Annotated in this window: 17 protein-coding genes; 11 read left to right on the top strand and 6 right to left on the bottom strand. The window is 70.7% G+C overall.

Annotated features, from left to right (window positions below; all coding sequences use genetic code 11):
• The first annotated feature begins 48 nt into the window (after positions 1 to 48).
• The 11 genes from ACTIF1_RS11300 (at position 49) to arsJ (ending at position 16,452) form a co-directional block, all read left to right on the top strand.
• A complete protein-coding gene (locus ACTIF1_RS11300) occupies positions 49 to 1,524 on the top strand; it encodes an efflux transporter outer membrane subunit (RefSeq protein ID WP_439596517.1) in 1,476 nt (491 codons plus the stop codon).
• The gene (locus tag ACTIF1_RS11295) at positions 1,521 to 2,951 is read left to right on the top strand and encodes an efflux RND transporter periplasmic adaptor subunit (RefSeq protein WP_439596516.1); all 1,431 of its coding nucleotides are present in this window, start codon (positions 1,521 to 1,523) and stop codon (positions 2,949 to 2,951) included. Before ACTIF1_RS11300 ends, ACTIF1_RS11295 begins: the two co-directional genes overlap by 4 nt.
• On the top strand, positions 2,948 to 6,070 hold the full coding sequence (locus ACTIF1_RS11290; protein ID WP_439596515.1) for an efflux RND transporter permease subunit: 3,123 nt from the start codon (positions 2,948 to 2,950) through the stop codon (positions 6,068 to 6,070). Before ACTIF1_RS11295 ends, ACTIF1_RS11290 begins: the two co-directional genes overlap by 4 nt.
• A 3-nt stretch (positions 6,071 to 6,073) precedes the next feature.
• Entirely contained in the window at positions 6,074 to 9,163 is a 3,090-nt protein-coding gene (locus tag ACTIF1_RS11285) for an efflux RND transporter permease subunit (RefSeq protein WP_439596514.1), read from the top strand.
• A gap of 67 nt (positions 9,164 to 9,230) precedes the next feature.
• The gene (locus ACTIF1_RS11280; protein ID WP_439596513.1) at positions 9,231 to 9,635 is read left to right on the top strand and encodes a PadR family transcriptional regulator; all 405 of its coding nucleotides are present in this window, start codon (positions 9,231 to 9,233) and stop codon (positions 9,633 to 9,635) included.
• Complete coding sequence (locus ACTIF1_RS11275; protein ID WP_439596512.1) at positions 9,632 to 10,972, top strand: FAD-dependent oxidoreductase; 1,341 nt, start codon at positions 9,632 to 9,634, stop codon at positions 10,970 to 10,972. The genes ACTIF1_RS11280 and ACTIF1_RS11275 overlap by 4 nt, the downstream gene beginning before the upstream one ends.
• Positions 10,969 to 12,150: an MFS transporter gene (locus ACTIF1_RS11270; protein WP_439596511.1), complete on the top strand. Its 1,182-nt coding sequence runs from the start codon at positions 10,969 to 10,971 to the stop codon at positions 12,148 to 12,150. The genes ACTIF1_RS11275 and ACTIF1_RS11270 overlap by 4 nt, the downstream gene beginning before the upstream one ends.
• Complete coding sequence (locus tag ACTIF1_RS11265) at positions 12,150 to 13,193, top strand: ArsO family NAD(P)H-dependent flavin-containing monooxygenase (protein WP_439596541.1); 1,044 nt, start codon at positions 12,150 to 12,152, stop codon at positions 13,191 to 13,193. The genes ACTIF1_RS11270 and ACTIF1_RS11265 overlap by 1 nt, the downstream gene beginning before the upstream one ends.
• A 57-nt stretch (positions 13,194 to 13,250) precedes the next feature.
• Entirely contained in the window at positions 13,251 to 14,096 is an 846-nt protein-coding gene (locus tag ACTIF1_RS11260; protein ID WP_439596510.1) for a metalloregulator ArsR/SmtB family transcription factor, read from the top strand.
• Complete coding sequence (locus ACTIF1_RS11255; RefSeq protein WP_439596509.1) at positions 14,093 to 15,133, top strand: ArsJ-associated glyceraldehyde-3-phosphate dehydrogenase; 1,041 nt, start codon at positions 14,093 to 14,095, stop codon at positions 15,131 to 15,133. Before ACTIF1_RS11260 ends, ACTIF1_RS11255 begins: the two co-directional genes overlap by 4 nt.
• Positions 15,130 to 16,452: an organoarsenical effux MFS transporter ArsJ gene (arsJ, locus tag ACTIF1_RS11250; RefSeq protein WP_439596508.1), complete on the top strand. Its 1,323-nt coding sequence runs from the start codon at positions 15,130 to 15,132 to the stop codon at positions 16,450 to 16,452. The genes ACTIF1_RS11255 and arsJ overlap by 4 nt, the downstream gene beginning before the upstream one ends.
• On the opposite strand, the gene ACTIF1_RS11245 is transcribed toward arsJ, so the two are convergent.
• From ACTIF1_RS11245 to ACTIF1_RS11220, 6 genes are read right to left on the bottom strand one after another with little or no spacing between them, the layout of a single operon-like run.
• Entirely contained in the window at positions 16,391 to 17,998 is a 1,608-nt protein-coding gene (locus ACTIF1_RS11245; protein ID WP_439596507.1) for a CocE/NonD family hydrolase, read from the bottom strand. The two genes, arsJ and ACTIF1_RS11245, sit on opposite strands and share 62 nt — an antisense overlap.
• The gene (locus tag ACTIF1_RS11240; RefSeq protein WP_439596506.1) at positions 17,995 to 18,939 is read right to left on the bottom strand and encodes an isopenicillin N synthase family dioxygenase; all 945 of its coding nucleotides are present in this window, start codon (positions 18,937 to 18,939) and stop codon (positions 17,995 to 17,997) included. Before ACTIF1_RS11240 ends, ACTIF1_RS11245 begins: the two co-directional genes overlap by 4 nt.
• Positions 18,936 to 20,312, bottom strand: a complete 1,377-nt coding sequence (locus ACTIF1_RS11235; protein ID WP_439596505.1) for an FAD-binding oxidoreductase — start codon at positions 20,310 to 20,312, stop codon at positions 18,936 to 18,938. Before ACTIF1_RS11235 ends, ACTIF1_RS11240 begins: the two co-directional genes overlap by 4 nt.
• The gene (locus tag ACTIF1_RS11230; protein WP_439596504.1) at positions 20,309 to 21,142 is read right to left on the bottom strand and encodes an ABC transporter permease; all 834 of its coding nucleotides are present in this window, start codon (positions 21,140 to 21,142) and stop codon (positions 20,309 to 20,311) included. Before ACTIF1_RS11230 ends, ACTIF1_RS11235 begins: the two co-directional genes overlap by 4 nt.
• Positions 21,084 to 21,878 carry an ABC transporter ATP-binding protein gene (locus tag ACTIF1_RS11225; protein ID WP_439596503.1) on the bottom strand — a complete coding sequence of 265 codons (795 nt, stop codon included), beginning with the start codon at positions 21,876 to 21,878 and terminating at the stop codon, positions 21,084 to 21,086. Before ACTIF1_RS11225 ends, ACTIF1_RS11230 begins: the two co-directional genes overlap by 59 nt.
• Positions 21,875 to 22,906, bottom strand: a complete 1,032-nt coding sequence (locus ACTIF1_RS11220) for an ABC transporter substrate-binding protein (protein WP_439596502.1) — start codon at positions 22,904 to 22,906, stop codon at positions 21,875 to 21,877. Before ACTIF1_RS11220 ends, ACTIF1_RS11225 begins: the two co-directional genes overlap by 4 nt.
• Positions 22,907 to 23,011: the final 105 nt, after the last annotated feature.

Raw genomic sequence — 23,011 nt, 5'->3', positions numbered from 1 at the left:
GGAGGTCAGCCTTCCAGGCGCCACAAGCGAGGTCCATGACTGGTGCGCATGCTTCCCCCCCTTCCCCATCGCCGCAACCTGCTGCGCGCCACCGCAACGCTGGGCCTGGGGGCTGCCGCCAGCGGCTGTGCTGCGCGAATCGACCCCGCCAGCTCCGGCTTGCGCCTGCCCGGCTTCTTCCGCGCGGCGAATGCGGAGCCGGTGCCGGATGCCATGCGCTGGCCGGATGCCAGCTGGTGGCGGGGCTTCGGGGCGCCGCAGCTGGACCAGTTGATGCAGGCGGCGATGGCCGGGAACCTGGACCTGGCCGCCGCCGCCGCGCGGCTGCGCCAGGCGGATGCCGAGGTCCGCATCTCCGGCGCCGCGCTGCTGCCGACGGTGGATGGCGATATCCAGGCCGGGCGCTCACGCTCCACCAACCGCAACCTGGGCTCGGCGGCCAGCGCCAACAACAGCTTCGGCACCGGCCTCTCGGCCAGCTACGAGCTGGATTTCTGGGGCCGCAACCGGGCGATCCTGGAAAGCGCCCGCTCCTCCGCCACCGCGGCGCGCTACGCGATCGGCGTCACCGCGCTCAGCACGCAATCCTCCGTCGCCACGGCGCTGTTCAATGTGCTGGGCGCGCAGGAACAGCTGGAGATCCAGCGCGGCAACCTGGAGGTGGCGGAGCGCAACCTGTCCATCCTGCGCCAGCGCGTCGCGGTCGGCACCGCCACCGGGCTGGACGTGGCGCAGCAGGAGACGGTGGTGGCGCAGCAGCGCGCCGCCATTCCGCCGCTGCAGCAGACCGCGGAACAGAACAGCTTCGCGCTCGGCACGCTGACCGGCGTCGCACCCGGGGAGATCGATATCCGCGCCGTGCGGCTGGATGCCCTGGTGGTGCCGGCGATCGAGCCGGGCCTGCCCTCCGAGGTGCTGGCCCGGCGGCCGGATGTGCAGCAGGCGGAGGCCAATCTCGCCGCCGCCAATGCCAATGTCGCCGCCGCCCGCGCCGCGCTCTTCCCCACCATCTCGCTGACCGGCAGCGGTGGGCTGCAGAGCCTGGCTCTGGATACGCTGCTGCGGCCGGGCTCCACGGTCTATAGCCTGGCCGCCGGGCTGACCGCGCCGATCTTCGATGGCGGATCGCTGCGCGCCCAGGTGGAACAGTACAGCGCACGGCAGGCGGAGCTGCTGGCGGATTACCAGCGCACCATCCTGGCGGCATTGCAGGATACCGAGACCAGCCTCTCCGCCCTGCGCCGCACCACGGAGACGCTGCAGCTGCAGCGCGTGCGGGCGGAAGCCGCGCAGCGCGCCTATGCCATCGCGGATGCCCAGCTGCAGGCCGGCACGGTGGACCTGCTGACGGTGCTCTCGGTGCAGTCCAGCCTCTTCACTGCGCGCAATGCGGTGGCCCAGGCGCAGACAGACCGGCTGCAGGCGGCCGCCGCGCTGTTCACCGCCCTGGGCGGCGGCTGGACCTATGTTCCGCCGGCGGCTGCCCCCTCTGCCGCAGCCGCCCCCCTGAGCCCGCCGACATGAACGACCTGCCCCGCCCGCCCCGGCCGGAAGCCCCGATCGCCGCGACAAGCCCGGCCGCGCTGCCAGCACCGCCGGAGGTGCTGGCCCTGCCGGCACCGGCCGCCCCGCCCAGCCCGGTGGCGCGCCGGCGCCAATGGCCCTGGCTGCTGGTCCTGCTCCTGCTGCTGGCCGCCGGTGGCGGCTGGTATGGCTGGCGTCAGGGCTGGTTCGGCCCGGGCGCGAGCGCACCCGCCGGAAATGCCGGCGCCGCCGCCCCCGGCGCCCGGCGCGGCACCGGCGCGCCCGCCATCCCGGTGACCGCCGCCGCCGCGACGGTGGAGGACCTGCCCATCCTGCTCGATGCCCTGGGCACGGTGCAGGCCTCCAATACCGTGACCGTGGTGCCGCAGGTCTCCGGCCGCATCACCGAGATCCTGTTCCGCGAGGGGCAGGAGGTGAAGGCGGGCGATGTGCTGGTGCGGATCGACCAGCGCAGCTACCAGGCGGCACTGGACCAGGCCGTGGCGACGCGGGCGCAGCGCCAGGCGCAGCTGGCCAATGCGCAGCGCGACCTGCAACGCTACCAGCAGCTGGCGCGCAGCAGCGGCACCTCGCAGCAGGTGCTGGACACGCAGCGCTCCACGGTGGCGCAGCTGGAAGCACAGCTGCAATTCGACCAGGCGACGATCGACGCCGCGCAATCCCAGCTGGACGACACCACCATCCGCTCCCCCATCGATGGGCGGGTCGGCCTGCGGCAGGTGGATATCGGCAATTTCGTGCAGTCCAGCAGCACCACCGGGATCGTGGTGGTGACGCAGCTGCGCCCCGTGGCGGTGACCTTCACCCTGCCGCAGCAGACCCTGCCGCAGGTGATGCAGGCGCTGCAGGCCGGGCCGGTGCCGGTGGAAGCACGGCTGGCGGAGGCGGCGCCGCCGCGGCTGGATGGCAACGCGGCGCCGCCCAATCCAGTCGGCCGCCTGGTGACGGTGGACAACCAGGTGGATGCGACGACCGGCACCATCAAGCTGAAGGCGGAATTCGACAATGCCGACCTCCGCCTCTGGCCCGGCGCCTTCGTGAATACGCGCATCCAGGTGGCGACGCTGCAGGGCGTGGTGGTGCTGCCGCTGGTCGCCGTGCAGCGCGGGCCGCAGGGGCCCTATGCCTTCGTCATCAAGGACGACAATACGGTGGAACAGCGGCCGCTGAGCCTTGGAATCATCGCCGGCCAGCAGGCCGTGGTGCAGCGTGGCATGCGGCCGGGTGAGCGCGCCGTGACCTCCGGCGCGCTGCGGCTGGTGGCGGGCAGCGCGGTGCAGGTGGCGGATCCGGTGGTGCCGGCGGCCGTGCCGCGGCAGCAGCGCCGGCGGCCGCCGGGCGCGGGCGGGCTACCGGGGGCGCCCCCCGCGGGTGGCCCGGCGCCGGGTGGCGGTCCACCCTCGTGAATATCTCCGCGCCTTTCATCGCGCGGCCCGTCGCCACCGCGCTGCTGGCCATCGCCGTGCTGCTGACCGGGCTCTATGGCTATAGGCGCCTGCCGGTCTCCTCCCTGCCCGAGGTGGATTTCCCCACCATCCAGGTGACCACCCAATTGCCCGGCGCCTCCCCGGATACCATCGCAGTGCTGGTCACGGCCTCGCTGGAGCGCCAGCTGGCGCAGATCGCGGGCCTGTCCGAGATGGTCTCGGTCAGCGGGCCCTCCGTCTCCCGCATCACGCTGCAGTTCAACCTGGGCCGCGACATCGACGATGCGGCGCAGGATGTGCAGGCGGCGATCAATGCGGCGCGCGGCACGCTGCCTTCCACCCTGCCCTATCCGCCGACCTATGCGAAGGTGAACCCGGCCGATCCACCGATCCTGACGCTGGCGCTGACCAGCGAGACGCTGCCGGTGGCGCGCATGTCGGATATCGTGGACACGCTGCTGGCGCAGCGCCTGGCACAGGTGGGCGGCGTCGGCCGCGTCGCCGTGCAGGGCAATATGCGCCCGGCGGTTCGGCTGCAGGTGGATCCGCGCCGGCTCGCCGCCTATGGCATCGGCATGGAGGCGGTGCGCACGGCGGTCACCGCCGGCAATGTGGCCGGGGCCAAGGGGTCCGTGAACGGGCCGCAGCAGGCCTCCGCCGTCATGGCGAACGACCAGATCACCACCCCCGCCGCCTTCGAGGACCTGATCATTGCCTGGCGCGAGGGCGCGCCGGTGCGGCTGCGCGATGTGGGCGTGGCGGTGGAGGGGCTGGAGAATACGCTGACCGCCGCCTGGTTCAACGGCCGCCCCGCCGTGCTGCTGGATGTGCAGCGCCAGCCCGGCGCCAATATCGTCGCCACGGTGGAGGCGCTGCGCGGCCAGCTGGAAGGGCTGCAACGCGCGCTGCCGGCGGGGGTGGAGCTTTCCGTCGTCTCGGATCGTACCGAGACGATCCGCGCCTCGGTGCATGAGGTGCAGCTGACCCTGGTGCTGTCCATCGTGCTGGTGGTGGCGGTGATCTTCCTGTTCCTGCGTACCGCGCGGGCCACCATCGTGCCCGGCGTGGCCCTGCCGCTGTCCATCATCGGCACCTTCGGCATCATGGCGCTGCTCGGCTATTCCATGGACAACCTCTCGCTGATGGCGCTGGTCATCGCGACGGGCTTCGTGGTGGACGATGCGATCGTGATGATCGAGAACATCGTCCGCATGATCGAGGAGGGGAAGAAGCCCCTCCAGGCGGCCTATGAGGGTGCGAAGCAGATCGGCTTCACCATCGTCTCCCTCACCCTGTCGCTGATCGCGGTCTTCATCCCGCTGCTGTTCATGGAGGGCGTGGTCGGGCGCCTGTTCCGCGAATTCGCCATGGTGCTGACCATCTCCGTCCTCGTCTCCATGGTCGTGTCGCTGACGCTGACGCCGATGATGTGCGGGCTGCTGCTGAAGCCGCATGGCGAGGACAAGCCCGGCCGCATCTCCGACCTCTTCGAGCGGGGGTTCGAGGCGCTGCGCCGCGGCTATGCCCGCACCCTGGACTGGGCGCTGGCGCGGGAGGGGCTGATGCTGGTGCTGGCGACGCTGACGGTGGCCGGCACGGTCGGCCTCTATATCGTCATGCCCAAGGGCTTTCTTCCGCTCCAGGACACCGGTCTCATTACCATCACCACGGAGGCGCCGCAGGATGTCTCCTTCGCCCGCATGTCGGAGCTGCAGCGACGGGTCTCGGAGCTGGTGCGGGAGGATCCGGATGTCATCGCCGTCACCTCCGTCGCCGGCGCCGGCACGGTGAATGCGGCCCAGAATACCGGGCAACTGACCGCCGTGCTGCGGCCGCGCAGCGAGCGCAGCGACGATGTCTCCGCCATCATGGCGCGCCTCGCGCCCAGGCTGGCCACCATCCCGGGCATCGAGACCTATATGCAGCCAGTGCAGGATATCCAGATCGGCACGCGGCCCTCCTCCACCCAGTACCAGTACACGCTGATGGACAGCGACGCGGCGCAGCTTTCCGAATGGGCGCCGCGCATGCTGGCGGCCATGCGGCAATTGCCGGAGCTGCGCGATGTCGGCAGCGACCAGCGGGAGGATGGGCTGCGCGTGCATGTGCAGGTGGACCGGCTGCGCGCGGCGCGGCTCGGCGTCACGATGCAGGCGGTGGACGACACGCTCTACAACGCCTTCGGCCAGCGCCAGGTCTCCACCATCTATGCGCAGAACAACCAGTACCGCGTGGTGCTGGAGGCCGATCCGGCGCAGGCGAACGACCCCGCCGCCATCGGCCTGTTGCGGGTGACGGGCACCGCGACCGGCACCGCCACCATCGCGCCGCAGGTGCCGCTGGCGGAGATCGCCACCATCACCCGTGGCCGCGGCCCGCTGACCATCACGCGGCAGGACCAGTTCCCGGCCGTGACGCTCAGTTTCAACCTCGCCCCCGGCGCCTCCCTCGGCGGTGCGCTGGAGGCGATCCGCACGGCGCAGGCAGGTCTTGGCATGCCGGATTCCATCTCCGGCAGCTTTGGCGGTGATGCGGCGGAATTCACCCGCTCGCTGGCCGGCCAGGGCTGGCTGATCCTGGCCGCCATCATCGTCATCTACATCGTGCTCGGCGTGCTCTACGAAAGCGTCATCCACCCGATCACCATCCTCTCCACCCTGCCCTCCGCCGGCATCGGCGCGCTGCTGGGGCTGGAGCTGTTTGGCCTGGACCTGTCCGTGGTGGGGCTGATCGGCATCGTGCTGCTGATGGGCATCGTGAAGAAGAACGCCATCATGATGATCGACTTCGCGCTGGAGGCGCAGCGGGAGCACGGCATGTCGCCGCGCGATGCGATCCGGGAGGCCTGCCTGCTGCGCTTCCGGCCGATCATGATGACCACCATGGCCGCCCTGCTCGGCGCCCTGCCGCTGGTGCTGGGATCGGGCGCGGGGTCGGAGCTGCGGCTGCCGCTTGGCGTTTCCGTGATTGGCGGGTTGCTGCTGAGCCAGGTCATCACGCTCTACACCACGCCGGTGATCTACCTGGCCATGGAGGCGATCCGCGCCCAGGCGGTGCGGCTGACGCATCGCGCCGCACCACCGGCGCCGGCGGAATAGCCCGTGTCGATCTCCGCCCCCTTCATCGCGCGCCCCATCGGCACGACCCTGCTCGCCATCGGTCTGGCACTCGCCGGCCTGGTGGCTTATTTCGACCTTCCCGTGGCGCCATTGCCAAAAGTAGATTTCCCGACCATCGCGGTGACGGCCAGCCAGTCCGGCGCGGACCCGGCCATCATGGCGTCTTCCGTCGCGGCGCCGCTGGAGCGCAAGCTGGGCGAGATCCCCGGCATCACGGAGATGACCTCCAGCTCCTCGCTCGGCTCCACGCGCATCATCCTGCAGTTCGAGCTTTCGCGATCCATCGAATCCGCGGCGCGGGACGTGCAGGCGGCGATCAATGCGGCGCAGGCGGACCTGCCCTCCGGCCTCACCAGCCAGCCGAGTTTCCGCAAGCTCAATCCGGGCGACCTGCCCGTGCTGATCCTGGCCATGACCTCGGATACGCTGACGGCGGGCGAGATCTACGATGCCGCGGATAGCGTGGTGGTGCCGCGGCTGTCGCAGGTGAATGGCACGGCCACCGTCGGCATCGCCGGCGCCGAGCAGCCGGCGGTGCGCGTTGCGGTGGACCCCGCTGCGGCGACGGCGGCCAATGTCTCGCTCGACCAGATCCGCACCGCCATCACCAATGCCAATGTGACCCAGGCCACGGGGCTGATCGACGGGCCGCATCAATCCGCCGCCATTTCGGTGAATGACCGGCTGGTGACGCCGCAGGATTTCGGCGACATCGTGGTCACCCAGTCCAATGGCGCCATCGTGCGCCTGTCCAGCCTCGCGCAGGTGGACCTCGGCGCGCGCGACCGCAGGCAGGCCGGGTCCTATAACGGCCGCCCGGCCGTGATCCTCACCGTCTACAAGCAGGCGGATGCCAATGTGCTGGAGGTGGTGGATGGCGTGCGCGCCCTGCTGCCGGACCTGGCGCGCTGGATCCCCGCCGGCATCGACATCACCATCATGCGCGACCGGTCGGAGACGATCCGCGCCAGCGTGGCGGAGGTGCAGCACACCCTGCTGATCAGCATCGTGCTGGTGGTGCTGGTGGTGGCGGTCTTCCTGCGGCGCACCTCCGCCATCCTCGCCGCCGGCATTTCCGTGCCGCTGTCGCTGCTCGGCACGCTGGGCGTGATGTGGATGGTGGGCTTCTCGCTCAACAACCTCTCGCTGATGGCGCTGACCATCTCGGTGGGCTTCGTCGTCGACGATGCCATCATCATGATCGAGAACATGGCGCGGATGACCGAGCGCGGCCTGCGGCCGCGGGAGGCGGCGCTGGAGGGCGCGCGGCAGATCGGCTTCACCGTCGTCTCCATGAGCGTCTCGCTGATCGCGGTCTTCATCCCGCTGCTCTTCATGGGCGGCGTGGTCGGGCGCATGTTCTTCGAATTCGCCGCGACCCTGTCCATCGCGGTCGCGATCTCCGCCGTCATCTCGCTGACCGTCACGCCGATGCTGGCGGTGCTGCTGGCCCGCCGGGGGCCGCATGCGCCGGGCCGCTTCGGGCGAGGCTTCGAGGCGGTGATGGAGGGCGTGATCAACCTCTATATGCGCAGCCTGGTGGCGGTGCTGCGCTGGCGGCGGCTGACGGTCACCGTGACCATCGGCCTCGTCGCGCTCACCGTCTGGCTCTATATGCAGGTGCCCAAGGCCTTCTTTCCCGAGCAGGACAGCAACCTGCTGGTCGGCGCCGTGGTGGCGCAGCCGGATACCTCCTTCCAGGCGATGGTCGGCTACCAGGACCGGGTGGTGGAGATCATCCGCGCCGATCCGGCGGTGGAAAGCGTCTCCGCCTCGCTCGGCGGTGGCGGTTTCTTCGGCTCCTCCAATATCCGCCTGCAGGTCGGGCTGAAGCCGCTGGCCGATCGCAACGGGATGAATGCCGCGCAGGTGATCGCGCGGCTGCGCGCCCCGCTCGGCCGTATCGTCGGCGCGCAGACCTTCCTGCGGGCGCAGAGCGACATCAATATCGGCGGCCGACAGGGCAATGCGAACTACCAGTATGTGCTGCTGACCCCGGACCTCGAGGAGCTCGGCACCTGGAGCGAGCGGCTGGTGAACCAGCTGCGCACCATCCCGCAGGTGGTGGATGTCTCCTCGGACCAGGAACGCACCGGCCTGGTCTCCCGCCTGGTGATCGACCGCGATGCGGCGGCGCGGCTTGGCGTCTCCATCTCCGCCCTCGGCGGCGCGCTGAACAATGCCTTCGCGCAGCGCCAGGTCTCCACCATCTACCGCACGCGCAACCAGTATCGCGTGATCCTGGAGATCGACCCGCGGCTGACGGAGGATCCCGGCCAGCTCACCGGCATCTTCGTGCCGGGCCGGGATGGGCCCGTGCCGCTGGGGTCCCTGGTGCAGCTGGAACGCACCACGGCGCCGCGCTCCATCACCCATCAGGGCCTTTTTCCGGCGGCGAGCATCAGCTTCTCCCTGGCCGAGGGGGTGGAGCTGGGCGCTGCGACGCGCATCGTCGAGCAGGCGGCGCTGGATATCCAGATGCCGGCCAGCGTGCGCGGCGAATTCGCCGGCAATGCGCGCAGCTTCCAGACCTTCCTCACCGGCCTGCCGCTGCTGATCCTGGCCGCGCTGGTCACCATCTACATCGTGCTCGGCGTGCTCTACGAAAGCCTGATCCACCCGCTGACCATTCTTTCAACCCTGCCCACGGCGGGCATCGGCGCGCTGCTGGCGCTGCTGGCGACCAACACGCCCTTCAGCGTCATCGCGATGATCGGCGTGATCCTGCTGATGGGCATCGTGAAGAAGAACGCCATCATGATGGTGGATTTTGCGCTCGCCCATGAACGCGAAGGCGGCGAGGGCGGCATGGTGGCGATCCTGGAGGCCTGCCGCGAACGCTTCCGGCCGATCCTGATGACGACGCTGGCCGCGCTCTTCGGCGCCATCCCGCTGGCCATCGCCACGGGGCCGGGGGCGGAGCTGCGCCAGCCGCTCGGCATCACCATCATCGGCGGGCTGATCCTGTCGCAGCTGCTGACACTCTATACCACGCCGGCGGTCTACCTGACCTTCGAGCGCATGGCGGCGAAGCGCCGCAAGCCGCTGCCGGCGGTGACGGCGACGGCCTGAGCCAGGTGAAGGATTTTTCACCCATCGAGGCTTGAGGCATCGATCCCCAAGGTATTAGCCTCGGCGCATGACGAAGCTCCGCCCCGTCCCGCCCCGCATCGACTATGGCGCCCGCGACTACTGGGCCGGCACCATCAAGATGGGATTGTCAAAATTCTTCATCCTGCGGGTGCTGCATGACGCGCCGCTACATGGCTACGACGTGGCACGCGCGGTGGAGCGTGTGACCGGCGGCTGCTGTTCCCCCACCGAGGGCACCATCTACCCCGTGCTGCGCGATTTCGCGGCCGGCGGCTTCGTCACCGTGGCGGAGGAGGTGGTCCAGGGCCGCCCGCGCCGCGTCTATGCCCTGACGGAAAGCGGCCGCGCCGCCTTCCGCGTGGCGCTGGAGGCCTGGATGGAGGCCACCGCCGCGCTGACCGACACCGGCCGCGCCTTTGCCCAAAAGCCCTGCGAGGGAGATTGCGCATGACCGCGTCCCTGCCTGTCGCCATCATCGGCGCCGGCCCGATCGGCCTCGCCGCCGCAGCCCATCTGCGCGCCCGCGGGCTGCGTCCGCTGGTGCTGGAAGCCGGGCCGCGCATCGCCGCCGCGGTGCGGGACTGGGGCCATGTGCGGATGTTCTCGCCCTGGCGCTACAATATCGACAGCGCCGCCGCCGCGCTGCTGGCCACGCGCGGCTGGCAGGCGCCGGACCCCGAGCTCTATCCGACCGGCGCCGAGTTGGTCGCGCGCTACCTCGATCCGCTGGCCGCGGCGCTGGCCGGCGATATCCGGACGAACGCCCGCGTCACCGGCATCGCCCGCCGCGATCTCGGCCGGCTGCAGGATGGCGCGGACCGCGCCGCGGCGCCCTTCGTGCTGCATCTGGCGGAGGATGAGGCGATCGAGGCTTCGGCGGTGATCGACGCCTCCGGCACCTGGTCCAGCCCCAACCCCGCCGGCGCGCATGGCCTGCCGGCGCTGGGCGAGGCGCGCCACGCCGCGCGCATCGCCTACGGCATCCCCGATGTGCTCGGCGCATCCCGGAACAGCTATGCGGGCCGCAGCACGCTGGTGGTCGGCGCCGGGCATTCGGCGATGAATGCGGTGCTGGACCTGGCGGAGCTGGCGCGGCAGGTGCCGGGCACGCGCATCCTCTGGGCGTTTCGCCGGCCGCTCGGCGCAGTGAATTTCGGTGGCGGCGCGCGGGATGGGCTGGCAGCGCGCGGGGCGCTGGGCGCGCGGGCGCAGGCGCGGGTGGACAGCGGCGCCGTCACCGCCCTCGCACCCTTCCTGATCGACCGCATCGCGGAGAAGGACGGAGCGCTCGCCATCACCGGCCGCCAGGGGACGCAGGCGCTGACCGTCCAGGCGGATCGCGTCATCGTCGCCACCGGCTTCCGGCCCGATCTCGGCTTCCTGCGGGAAATCCGGCTGCTGCTGGACCCGGCGGTGGAGGCGACGCCGGCCCTCGCCCCGCTGATCGACCCGAACCAGCACAGCTGCGGCACCGTGCGCCCGCATGGGGAGGCCGAGCTGCGCCAGCCGGAGCCCGGCTTCTATCTCGCCGGCATGAAGAGCTACGGCCGCGCGCCGACCTTTCTGCTCGCCACCGGCCATGAGCAGGTGCGCAGCATCGCAGCGCATCTGGCGGGAGATACCGCCGCCGCGCAGCGGGTGGAGCTGGTGCTGCCGGAGACGGGCGTGTGCAGCCTGGACCGCGCGCCCGCCGCCACATCCTGCTGCACGCCGGTCACGCCGCAGGGCGTCTGCTGCGCGCCCAAGCCCGAACTGCCCGCCAACGCGCCCTGCTGCGGCGCGGCGTGAGCGATCAGGCACCTGCCGGCGCGACCCGCGTCGTCATCGCCCTCGGCACGGCGCAGACGCTGGCCTGGGCCTCCTCCTACTACCTGCCGGCGATCCTGGCGGCGCCGATGGCGCGGGATTTCGGGATCTCCACCGCCTGGGTCTTCGGCGCCTTCTCCGCCGCGCTGATGCTCTCCGCCCTGCTCGGGCCGGTGGTGGGGCGGGTGATCGACCAGAAGGGCGGGCGGGGGATGCTCACCGCCTCCAACCTCGTGCTCGCGCTGGGGCTGGCGGGGCTCGGCCTGGCACAGGGGCCATGGAGCATGGCCGCGGGCTGGGTCGTGCTCGGCATCGGCATGGCGATGGGGCTGTACGACGCGGCCTTCGCCACGCTGGCGGGTCTCTATGGGCGGGCGGCACGGGGGCCGATCACCGGCATCACCCTGATCGCGGGCTTCGCCAGCACGGTGGGCTGGCCGGTCTCCGCCCTTCTGGCCGAGGCCTTGGGCTGGCGCGGCGCCTGCCTGGCCTGGGCAGCGCTGCATCTGCTGGTCGGCCTGCCGCTGAACCGGCTGCTGGTGCCGCCCGCCCCGCCGCCGGAGCGCAAGGCCGCGATGGTGCAGGAGGCCCCGCCGGCACCAAGCCGCCTCGCCATGCCGCTGCTCGCCTTCGTCTTCGCCGGAAGCTGGTTCATCGCCGGCGCCATGGCCGCACATCTGCCGGCGCTGCTGCAGGCGGCCGGCGCCACGGGGGCCACGGCGGTGGCTGCGGCGGCGCTGATCGGCCCGGCGCAGGTGGCCGCCCGCGTCGCCGAATTCGGGCTGCTGCGGCGCTTCCATCCGCTGGTCTCCGCGCGGCTCGCGATGCTGGGGCATCCGCTGGGCGCCGCGGTGCTGCTGGTCTTCGGCGGCCCGGCGGCGGCGGCCTATGCCGTGCTGCACGGCATGGGCAATGGCGTGATGACCATCGCCAAGGGCACGCTGCCGCTCGCGGTCTTCGGCCCCGCCGGCTATGGCGCAAGGCAGGGGTTGCTGGGGGCGCCGGCGCGCTTCCTGCAGGCGGCCTCGCCCTTCCTCTTCGGGCTGCTGCTGGAGCGTGGCGGGGTGGCGGCGGCGCTCAGCGTCACCATGGCGCTGGCGCTCTCCGGCTGCCTGGCGCTGATGCTGCTGCGGGCGGCACCCAGCGGCGACGCGGCGTGATGGACGTGCTGGTGATCGGCGCCGGCCAGGCCGGGCTCGCCGCAGGCTATTTCCTCAAGCGCCGCGGGCTGGACTATCGGCTGCTCGATGCCGGGGCGGCTGCGGGCGGGGCCTGGCGGCATGGGTGGGAGTCGCTGACGCTTTTCTCGCCCGCCGCACAGAGCTCCCTGCCCGGCTGGCCGATGCCGCCGACGCCCGGCGGCGGCTATCCGCCACGCGATGCCGTCATCGCCTATCTCACCGCCTATGAGGCGCGCTACGCCCTGCCGGTGCAGCGGCCGGTGCAGGTGACCGCCGTGCGCCGCGCCGCCGAAGGCCTGCGCGTCGAGGCCGCGGAGGGCGCAGCCTGGACCGCGCGCGCCGTCATCAGCGCCACCGGCACCTGGAGCCATCCCTTCGTGCCGCAGGTTCCGGGCCGGGAGGCTTTCGCGGGCCGGCAGATCCATTCCGCCCGGTATCGGCGGCCGGCGGACTTCGCCGGGCAGTCCGTGCTGGTGGTCGGCGGTGGCAATTCCGGCGCGCAGATCCTGGCCGAGGTCTCCCGCCACGCCGCCCGCGCCACCTGGGTGACGGAACGCCCGCCGGTCTTCCTGCCGGATGACGTCGATGGCCGCGTGCTGTTCGACCGCGCCACCGCAAGATGGCAGGCGGAACGCGAAGGCAGGCCCGCGCCGCCGCCGCTGGGTGGCCTCGGCAATATCGTCATGGTGCCGCCGGTAGTGGAGGCGCGCGCCCGCCGCGTGCTGCACAGCCTGCCGCCATTTGCCCGGCTCGAAGCCGCGGGCGCGGTCTGGGCGGATGGGTCGCGCGTGGCGGCGGAGGCCATCATCTGGTGCACCGGCTTCCGCCCGGCCCTGGACCATCTGGCGCCGCTCGGCCTGGTGGAGGCGGATGGCCGCGTGCGGGTCAGCCCCGAGGGCCAGGCGCTGGCGGAACCACGCCTCTGGCTGCTGGGCTATGGCGACTGGACCGGCGCAGCCTCCGCCACCCTGGCGGGCGTCACCCGCGCGGCCCGGGCCGTGGTGGCGGCAATTCTTCCGTAATTCCGGTTTCATCGAATCGTCACCCGCAGATCCCGCCCGGCGTGGCATTGGGCAGGCATGGAAACGAGCGACGCGGCCGGCGCCTTCATGGCGCTGGGCCAGGACACACGGCTGGAGTTGATGCGGGCGCTGCTGGCGGCCGGGCCCTCCGGCCTTCCTGCCGGCGCCTTGGCGGAACACCTCGCGGTGCCGGGCTCCACCCTCTCCCACCATCTGCGCGCGCTGGAGCAGGCCGGCCTGGTCGCCGCCACGCGGCAGGGGCGCAGCCTGATCTATGCCGCGCAGATCGGCCGCCTGCGCTCGCTGATCGGCTTCCTGACCGAGGCCTGCTGCGACGGCGTGCCCGCGCGCTGCGGCGACCTGCAGAGCCTGCTTCCGGAGACACATGCCATGCCACCGGTCTTCAACGTGCTGTTCCTCTGCACGCGCAATTCCGCCCGCTCCATCATGGCGGAGGCGATCCTGCACAGGATCGGCCAGGGGCGCTTCCGCGCCTTCTCCGCCGGCTCCGAGCCCGCCGCCGAGGGGCCGCTGCCGGAGGTGATCCAGCAGTTGAAGGCGCTGGGGCACGAGACCTCCGCCCTGCATTCGAAGAGCTGGGATGACTTCACCGGACCGCAGGCGCCGCGCATGGATTTCGTCATCGCGCTGTGTGACACGCTGGCCGGCCAGGCCTGCCCGGAATTCGGCGGCACCGCCTTGACGGCCGCCTGGCCGCTGCCGGATCCTGCCAAATTCAGCGGCAGCACGGCGGAGCGGGCGACGCTGCTGAACGAGCTTTATGCCGCGCTGCAAAGGCGCCTCGGCATTTTCACCGCCCTGCCCTTCGCGACCCTGGACCGCATGGCGCTGAAGGCGCGGCTGGATGAGCTGGCGCAGCCGCAGGCGGGGGCGCCGGCATGAGGGTCGGCATCAATGGCATGGGCCGCATCGGGCGGCTGGCGCTGCGCGCGGCGATGGGTGCCGCGGAACGCCAGCCGGAGGATCCGCGCGCCGGCAACCGCCTGGATGTGGTTCATGTGAATGAGGTGAAGGGCGGTGCTGCCACCTGCGCCCATCTGCTGGAATTCGATTCCGTCCAGGGCCGCTGGCGCGCGGACATTTCCGCCCAAGCCGATACCCTTCAGATCGGCGGCAAGCGCATCGGTTACTCGGAACATGCCAAGCCCGGCGAGATTCCCTGGGGCGATCTCGGCGTCGATCTCGTGCTGGAATGCACCGGCAGGTTCCTCACGCCCGAGACGCTGCAGGGCCATCTCGATCGTGGCGCGAAGCGCGTGGTCGTGGCGGCGCCGGTGAGATTCGACAGCGTGCTGAACGTGGTCGTCGGGGTGAACCAGCAGCTCTACGACCCCGCGCGCCATCCCATCGTCACCGCCGCCTCCTGCACCACCAATTGCCTCGCCCCGGTGGTGAAGGTGGTGCAGGAGGCGATCGGCATCCGCCACGGCCAGATCACCACGCTGCATGATCCGACCAATACCAACGGCGTGGTGGATGCCCCGCACAAGGATCTGCGGCGCGCGCGTTCCGCCATGCTGTCGCTGTCGCCGACCACCACGGGCAGCGCGACGGCCATCGGCCTGATCTATCCCGAGCTGCGCGGCAAGCTGAACGGGCATGCCGTGCGCGTGCCGGTGCTGAACGCGTCCCTCACCGACTGCGTCTTCGAATTGCAGCGCGCGACGTCAGCGGAGGAGCTGAACGCGCTGTTTGCCGCCGCCGCCGCCGGCCCCCTTGCCGGCATTCTCGGCTTCGAATCGCGGCCGCTGGTCTCCATCGACTATGCGCGCGACACGCGCAGCAGCATCGTGGACGGTCCCAGCACCATGGTCACCGACGGGACGCTGGCAAAGATCTACGCCTGGTATGACAATGAGATGGGCTATGCCTGCCGCATGGTCGACCTGGCCTGCCATATGGAGCACGTCGGGCTGTGAATGCCGGCACCCGCAACTACGCCATCGTCACCGCCGCCTATTGGGGCTTCACCCTGACGGACGGCGCCCTGCGGATGCTGGTGCTGCTGCATTTCTTCCGCCTGGGCTTCTCGCCCTTCACGCTGGCCTTCCTGTTCCTGCTGTATGAGGCAGCGGGGATCGGCGCGAACCTCATCGGTGGCTGGCTGGCGACGCGCTTCGGCATCGCGCGCATGCTGGCCGTGGGGCTTTCGGCGCAGATCGCGGGCTTTCTTCTGCTGTCGGCGCTCTCGCCGGACTGGGGCATGGCGCTGTCCGTCGCCTGGGTCGTGCTGGCGCAGGGGGTCTGTGGCGTCGCGAAGGACCTGACGAAGACCGCCAGCAAATCCGCCATCAAGCTGACCCATGATGCCGCCTTCGGCGGCGCGGCCGATTCACGCCTCCGGGCTTCGCCCTCCGACGATCGGACGCGGGGTGACGCGTCGGCGCAATTGTTCCGCTGGGTCGCCTGGTTCACCGGCAGCAAGAACGCCATGAAGGGATTGGGCTTCTTCCTCGGCGGGCTGTTGCTGGAGGCGATGGGCTTCCGCGCTGCGCTCTGGCTGATGGCGGCGCTGCTCGGCGGCGTGCTCGCGGGCGTTCTGCTCTCGCTGCCGCAGCTGATGGGCAAGGCCCGCGCGTCCAGGTCCGCGAAGGAACTGTTTGCCAAGAATCGGGGCGTCAACCTGCTGGCAGCGGCACGCGTGGTGCTGTTCGGCGCGCGGGATGTCTGGTTCGTCGTCGGGCTGCCGGTCTTCCTCTACGCCTCCGGCTGGACTTTTTCGATGGTCGGCGGCTTCCTCGCCATCTGGACCATCGGCTATGGGCTGGTGCAGGCGGCCGCGCCCGCCTTGGTCAGGCGCAGCGAGGACGGGCTCGCCACCGAAGTGCCGGCGGCGCGGCTGTGGTCGCTGCTGCTGGCGCTGGTGCCGGTCGCCATCGTCGCGGGTCTATGGGCCGATCTTGCGCGAAGCGATTGGCTCGTGGTGATCGGCCTCTGCCTCTTCGGCTTTGCCTTCGCGGTGAACTCCTCCATCCACTCCTATCTCGTGCTCGCCTATGCGGGGTCCGAGAAGGCGGCGGAGGATGTGGGCTTCTACTACGCCGCCAATGCCGTCGGCCGTTTCGGTGGCACGCTGCTCTCCGGCCTGCTGTACCAGGCGGGCGGGCTGACGGCCTGCCTGCTCGGCTCGGCCGCCATGCTGCTCACCTGCTGGCTGGTCACGCTCGCGCTGCCCCTCACATCACCGGCAGCAGCAGATGCGATGGCGAAGGCCCGCCGCAGCGCAGGGCGAGCGTGATGGGCAGCGCCTCCGCCCCCGTCGCCGCGCGGGGATCCGTGCCCGTGCCGGGGTTCACAGGATAGGCGGGGAAGCAGGCGCCGGCCAGCGACAGGCGCAGCCTTTGCCCCGGCTGCAGCGTGATGCAAAGCGCGCGCAGCTTCAGCCGCAGCACGCCCGGCCGCGTCACCACGGCATGCGCCTGGGAAAGTGCGAAACTGCAACCCTCCGGCGTCACCAGGCAGAGCGTGGCGCTGACATCGAAGCTCGGCGCATTCGCCGCCAGATCCAGCACCAGCTCCGGCACGCCGATCAGGTCGAGCGGTGCGGCCAGCGGTTCCGTGGTGAAGCAGGCGACATCGAAGCGCGCATCGACCGCGGCACGGTCGCACCAGGCGGGGCTGGTGTGGTGCAGGCCGAGTGCGGGGACGGGACGCCAGGGGTCGTGCGTCACATGCTCCCACACCGGCTGCGCGGGCGGCGCATTGGCCAGTTCCCCCTCCCGCACCGCGGCGCGACCATCGCCGGCCAGATACAGCGGCCGCAACGCCGGCCGCGGGACGTCGTGAAAACAGCGCCAGACGCGCAGGCCGAGGTCGAAGATCCGCACGCGACCCTCCGCCATCCAGCCCGGCGCGTCATGGCCCTTCAGCACATGGTCGAAGAGCGCGACCTGCATCGCGTCGATATCGCTCAGCGCCGCCGGCCCGAAATCGGTGCCGGCGCCCTGCGGCGACCAGGCGAGATGCGGCCAGGGGCCGATGACGAGCCAGTTCTCCGCATGCCCCTGCGACAGCGCCGCGAAGCCCGCCAGCGTGCCATCCAGGTGATAGTCGAACCAGCCGCCGACCCAGAGCGTGGGGATTTCGGGCCGCGCCGCGCCGATCGCCGCTGCGGCGGAGGCGCGCGTCCAGTACGTGTCCCCGGCCGGCGCATCGCGCCAGAGCTCGTAGTGGTGCAGCGCCTTGTGGCGATCGAGCAGCGCCGGCGCCGCGGGCAACGGCCCGGCAAACATCTCCGGCCCCGACGCGGCAAGTTCGGCATAGGCCGCCGCATCCCCCGCGCGCCGCGCCTGGATGGCCGCGACCTGCGCCGCCCAATAGGCATTACCCGCCAGCAGGAAGGCGTCCTTGTCGCGCGCCTTCTCCGCATACAGATCCCAGCTCGCCATGGCCGGCGAGATCGCGCGCAGCGCCGGCGGCTGTTGCGAGAGCGCCAATAACTGCGCGGCGCCCTGATAGGAGAAGCCGTACATCGCAACCTGGCCATCCGCGCCTGGCAGCGCGGCCGCCCAGGCGATGGCATCCGCGCCATCCTCCGCCTCGCGATCATAGGCGAGGAAATCGCCTTCGGAGGTGCCGCTGCCGCGCACATCCTGGATCACCACGATATAGTTCTGGGCCGCATACCAGGCCGGATGCGCGAAGACGACGGTGGAGGCGATGCGCCGACCATAAGGCTGGCGCATCAGCAGAACGGGATGCGGGCCGGGCGTTGCGGGGCGCCAGACATCCGCATCCAGGCGCACGCCGTCCCGCGTGCGCATCGACAGCGTCTCCGGTGTCACCCGCCGTAGGTCCGCCGCACCATCTCATCCATGTGCTCGCCCGTGGTGCAGGGCGCGTAATGCGGTGGGCCGGCTTCCGGCAGGCAGGTGGGCAGGCAGCGCACCACATAGTCGCGGCGCGGGCTGTAGAAGGCGGCGCAGGAATAGCGGTCTCGCCCGCTCATGGCATTCACCACGCGATGCGGCGTCGATTGGTACAGGTCATTGGTCCAGCGCCGCACCATGTCGCCGAGATTGACGATGAAAGTGCCGGGGATCGGCCGGGCGGCGATCCACTGCCCCTCCGCATTGCAGACCTCGAGACCCCCCGCATCATCCTGCAGCAACAGCGTCAGCGCGCCCCAGTCGGTATGCGCGCCGGCGCCCAGCTGGTTGAAGGCGGCGTCCTTCGGATGCGGCGGGTAGTGCAGCAGGCGTACCGAGGGCTTCACGCCGACGAAGCCATCAGCAAAGTAGCTCTCCGAGAGATCGAGCGAGAGGGCGAAGGCGCGCATCAGCCGGTCGACCAGCGAGGTCACCGCATCATGGTAGCATTCCATCTGGGCGCGGAATTCGGGCATGCCCTCCGGCCAGAGATTGCGCGGGCCGTCCGGCGCCTCGCCCGCGAACATGAAGCTCTCCTTCAGATCGGGCGGGGAGCCTTCGTCGAGGCGCTGGCGCTGCATCGCCTCGTAGCCGCGATTATGCGCGCCGGGGCGGAACTGCACCGCCATCTTCTCCGCGAGCGGCCTGGCGAAGAAGGCGCGGGCGGCGGCGAACTGGCCGTCCAGCAGGCGCTGCGGAATGCCGTGATTGGCGGCGTAGAAGAAGCCCGTGTCGCGGCAGGCCTTGTGGATCCGCCAGGCGACATCCTTGCGCGCGGCGGGCTCGGCCGAGGTGAGGCCGCCGATGTCGATGACGGGGATGGAGGCGGCGGCGGCGGGCGGCTTGTAGATGATCACGCGGCTTCCTCCTGCGGGACATAGCTTCGCATCTTGCCGGGGTTCAGCAGGCCACGCGGATCGACCTCCGCCTTGAAGCGCAGCTGGTCACCGGGCGCGAGCTTGTAGCGGCTGCCATCCTCCACCGTGGAGACATGCGGGTTGGCAACAAAGGCGCCGATGGATTCATGGAAATCCATGACGGATTGCAGATGCGCCGCATCCAACCAGCGGATCAGGTGCACGCCGCTCAGCGCGGTCCGGCCTTCCCAGATCATGAATTCGAAATGCGCCAGCACCTGCCCGGGAAAACGTGCCTGCACGGCGGCCCATTGCTGCTCGGCGCGGTCGATGTCGTAGAGGCTCTGCAGATAGGTGATGGCCTTGTCGGTCTTCAGCGCATGCAGCGTGGTATGGCCATAGGTGAATTCGAAGACCGGCGTGCGGGCCGGATCGGTCTCCGCCTCCAGACTGTCCGCGGTGAAATCGATGCGGCCGCCATGCGCCGCGGCCAGGTCGCGCAGCGCCGGCAGATGCGCCGCATCCACCATGCAGGGCACCACGTCGCGCCCCGGCGGCACCAGCGCGCGCAGCGGCGCCATCAACGCGACGGTGGGCGCGCCGAGCAGGCTGACCAGCTTCTTGGCGATCCCCGGCGCCTCCGCCAACGCGCGGCCGAAGCGCAGCGCGGCGTTGATCTCCGGGAAGCTGACCAGCACATCCTGCCAGGGCCGCACGGGATCGAGCGGCATCTCGATCTCCGTCACGATGCCGGTGCTGCCGAAGGTGCGGTTCACCAGGCCGGTGTCCTGGCCGCGCAGCTCGATGATGCGCGGCGTTTCCTCCACGGTGATGACGCGCGCGCCGAGCAGATTGCCCGGCTCCCGCAGCCCGCCATGGCTGACGGAACCCACGCCGCCGGAGCCGCCCGCAAAATAGCCGCCGATGGTGGACAGGCGCTTGGTGGAGGGGTGGTGGCGCAGCTCCTGCCCCTGCTTGCGCGCCAGCGCATCCAGGGCCGCGATGCGGATGCCGACCTGGGCGCGGATGCGCCCCGGCTCGATCCAGCGCAGGCGGTTCAGGCCGGTCATCTCCATCACCACGCCGCCGAAGAAGGGCGTCGCCTGGCCGTAATTGCCGGTGCCGGCGCCGCGCACCACCAGCGGCACACGCAGCCGGGCGCAGGCGGCGGCGATGCGGATCACATCGGCCTCGTCGCGCGGCATCACGACGAGATCGGCGCGGCAGGCATCCAGCTTTTCCGCCAGCACCGGGCTGAACCAGTAGAAGTCGCGCGATTTCAGCTTCAGCTGTGCCGGCGCATCGGACCAGGGCACGTCACCCAGCGCCGCGACCATCGCCGCCTTGTCGAAGCGTGTCAGCACGGCGCTCATGCGGGGTCCTCCTCGCGGCTAACGGCCCAGGGAAAGAAGATGCGTTCCGCCAGAACCACCGCCTGGAACAGCAGCATGCCCATGCAGGACAGGACCAGCATGGCGCCGAAGGCGACCGGCAGGCGGAAATAGGCAGTGGAGGAATAGATCAGGTAGCCGAGCCCCCGCTCCGCCGCGACGAATTCCGCCACCACCGCGCCGATCAAGGCCAGCCCGATCGCCACCTTCAGCGCCCCGAAAACATGCGGCACGGCGCAGGGCAGGCGGATATCGACCAGCCGCTTGAACCAGGACGCTTTCATGGATGCGCTGAGCTCCAGCAACTCGCGCGGCGCGGCAGACAATCCGGTGGCCATGCCGACCACCAATGGAAAAATGGCGATCAGCGCGGTGATGGTGATGCGGGCGGATTCGCCGGTGCCCATCACCACCGTCAGGATCGGCGCCAGCGCCACCACCGGAATCGACTGCTTCACCAGCAGCAGCGGATAGATGGCGGAAGACGCGGCGCGGGAGGAGGAGATGGCGACCGCAATGGGAAAGGCCACCAGGATCGCGACGATATAGCCGCCCAGCACGGTGGTCAGCGTCGCGCGCAGGTCGACGAAAAGCGCCGGCCCCACCGCCACCGTTTCCGTCCAGACCGCGCTCGGCGCCGGCAGGATGAAGCGCGGCACGGCGAAGATCCGCACGCCGGCCTCCCAGACCAGCACCAGCGTGGCCAGCGTCAGCACCGCCACGCCCAGCCGGCGCAGCCAGCCGAGGTTCAGGCTAGGCAGCGAGACCCGGAAGCCGGGCGGCGCCTGTTCGAGTGATGGTGTCCCGGACATCGTTGATGGCCTCCTGGAAGGCGGGCAGGCGGGTGACCTCCGGCCCGCGCGGGCGGGGCAGGTCGGGGATGATTTCCGCGGCGATGCGACCCGGGCGCGGCGACATCACCAGCACGCGGTCGGCCAGCATCACCGCCTCCGCCACCGAATGGGTGATGAGCACCACGGTGCGCGGCCGCGCGGCGCCGAGGCGCAGCAGCTCGAAGCCCAGCTCGTCGCGCGTCAGCGCATCGAGGGCGGAGAAGGGCTCGTCCAGCAGCAGGATTTCCGGTTCCGTCACCAGCGCGCGGCACAGCGCGACGCGCTGCTGCATCCCGCCCGAGAGTTCATCCGGGCGGCGCGCGGCGAAATCCGCCAGGCCCATCATGGCCAGCAGCCCCCGCGCCCGCTCGCGCTCTGGCGCGCCGATGCGCAAACCGCGATGCTTCAGCGGAAACAGCACATTGCCCAGCACGTCGAACCAGGGCAGCAGCGTCGGCTTCTGGAAGGCCAGCGCCATCGCCGCCTGCTGCGTCGCCGGCGCGGCACCACGCACCTGCACGCGGCCGCGCGTCGGCGCCAGCAGCCCCGCGATCATCCGCAGCAGCGTGGACTTGCCGCAGCCGGATGGGCCGACCACGGCCAAAAATTCATCGGGCGCCACGTCGAAGGACACGTCCGAAAGTGCCTGCACCGGCGTGCCCTGGCGCACGGCATAGGTATGGCCGACTCCCTCGAAGCGGATGGCGGGCGTCATGTGCCGGTGGCGGGCATGAAGCTGCGATCGACGAAGCTTTCGGGGTCCGTCGCCGGATTCAGGTTCTGGGCGCGCACCAGCCATCCATAGGTCTCGCGCAGCACGGAGGGGTCGAAATGGCCGAAGCGCGCCGGGTCCATCTCCAGCATGCTGCGCTTCATGATCTCGATGCGGCTGGCCTCGATCTCGGGATTCTGCTGCGGGTTCAGCGCGGCCGTCGCGCGCGCCACGGCCAGCGGGTCCTGCTGCTGGAACAGCAGGGACCGCCGCATGGCGCGCAGGAAGCGGCGCGTCAGGTCGCCGCGCCGCGCCAGCGTCTCGTCGGAGGCGATCAGCACGCCGCTGTACATGCGCAGGCCGGCGAGCGTGAAGGGCAGCACCACCAGCTCCGCCCCCTGCTCCCGCGCCGGGCCTTCCAGCTGCACGGTATTGGTCAGCCACAGCATGGCGGCGTCCACCCGCCTGGTCAGCAGCATCGGCCCCAGCGCCGCCGGGTCGGTGTTGACGATGCGCACGCGCGCGGGATCGAGCCCCGCATCGCGCATCACCAGCGGGAAGAACAGGTTTGACGAGGCCGTGGGCGCGGTGCCGAGCGACTTGCCCTGCAGATCGGCAAAGCTGGTGATCCCGCTGCTGTTCAGCGTGATGACGGCATGCGCCGGTTTCGCATGCAGGGAGAAGATGGCCTTCACCATCGCCCCCTGCGGCCGCGCCGCCATGACATTGGCGATATCGGAATAGCCGAAGTGGGAGGCGCCGGTCGCGACCTTGTTCAGGCTATCCGCCGCGCCGCTGCCACGGCGGATTTCCACATCCAGCCCCTCGGCGGCGAAGAAGCCCTGGGCGAGGCCGCCGAAGCCCGCCTGCTTGTCGCCGGTCGGCAACCAGTCGATTGTCAGGACAATCTTTTCGGTCTGTGACCGGGCCAGGCGCGGCGCCATCAGGGCCAGGGCGGTGGCCGCACCCGCGGTGCCGATCAGCGCGCGGCGCGAAAGGTCCAGCGTGGCGGTGGAAGGGCGGTGACGCATCGTCCCATCTCCTGTCGTGTCGCCGGAACCTCGGCGGCACAACGCAGACGTGTGCAAGCGCCATGCCATCCGCATGATGCGGCTGCTGCGGCACGCGTTACACGC

The organism is Falsiroseomonas sp., from assembly GCF_051860665.1.
In the GTDB taxonomy this organism is placed as follows: domain Bacteria; phylum Pseudomonadota; class Alphaproteobacteria; order Acetobacterales; family Acetobacteraceae; genus Falsiroseomonas.
This window is presented reverse-complemented; position numbering and strand designations above follow the sequence as displayed.

Coding starts and splice junctions, on each gene's coding strand:
- ACTIF1_RS11260 (WP_439596510.1), top strand. CDS start 13,251: ATGGAAACGAGCGACGCGGCCGGCGCCTTCATGGCGCTGGGCCAGGAC.
- ACTIF1_RS11265 (WP_439596541.1), top strand. CDS start 12,150: ATGGACGTGCTGGTGATCGGCGCCGGCCAGGCCGGGCTCGCCGCAGGC.
- ACTIF1_RS11235 (WP_439596505.1), bottom strand. CDS start 20,312: ATGAGCGCCGTGCTGACACGCTTCGACAAGGCGGCGATGGTCGCGGCG.
- ACTIF1_RS11255 (WP_439596509.1), top strand. CDS start 14,093: ATGAGGGTCGGCATCAATGGCATGGGCCGCATCGGGCGGCTGGCGCTG.
- ACTIF1_RS11300 (WP_439596517.1), top strand. CDS start 49: ATGCTTCCCCCCCTTCCCCATCGCCGCAACCTGCTGCGCGCCACCGCA.
- ACTIF1_RS11275 (WP_439596512.1), top strand. CDS start 9,632: ATGACCGCGTCCCTGCCTGTCGCCATCATCGGCGCCGGCCCGATCGGC.
- ACTIF1_RS11230 (WP_439596504.1), bottom strand. CDS start 21,142: ATGTCCGGGACACCATCACTCGAACAGGCGCCGCCCGGCTTCCGGGTC.
- ACTIF1_RS11295 (WP_439596516.1), top strand. CDS start 1,521: ATGAACGACCTGCCCCGCCCGCCCCGGCCGGAAGCCCCGATCGCCGCG.
- ACTIF1_RS11225 (WP_439596503.1), bottom strand. CDS start 21,878: ATGACGCCCGCCATCCGCTTCGAGGGAGTCGGCCATACCTATGCCGTG.
- ACTIF1_RS11280 (WP_439596513.1), top strand. CDS start 9,231: ATGACGAAGCTCCGCCCCGTCCCGCCCCGCATCGACTATGGCGCCCGC.
- ACTIF1_RS11220 (WP_439596502.1), bottom strand. CDS start 22,906: ATGCGTCACCGCCCTTCCACCGCCACGCTGGACCTTTCGCGCCGCGCG.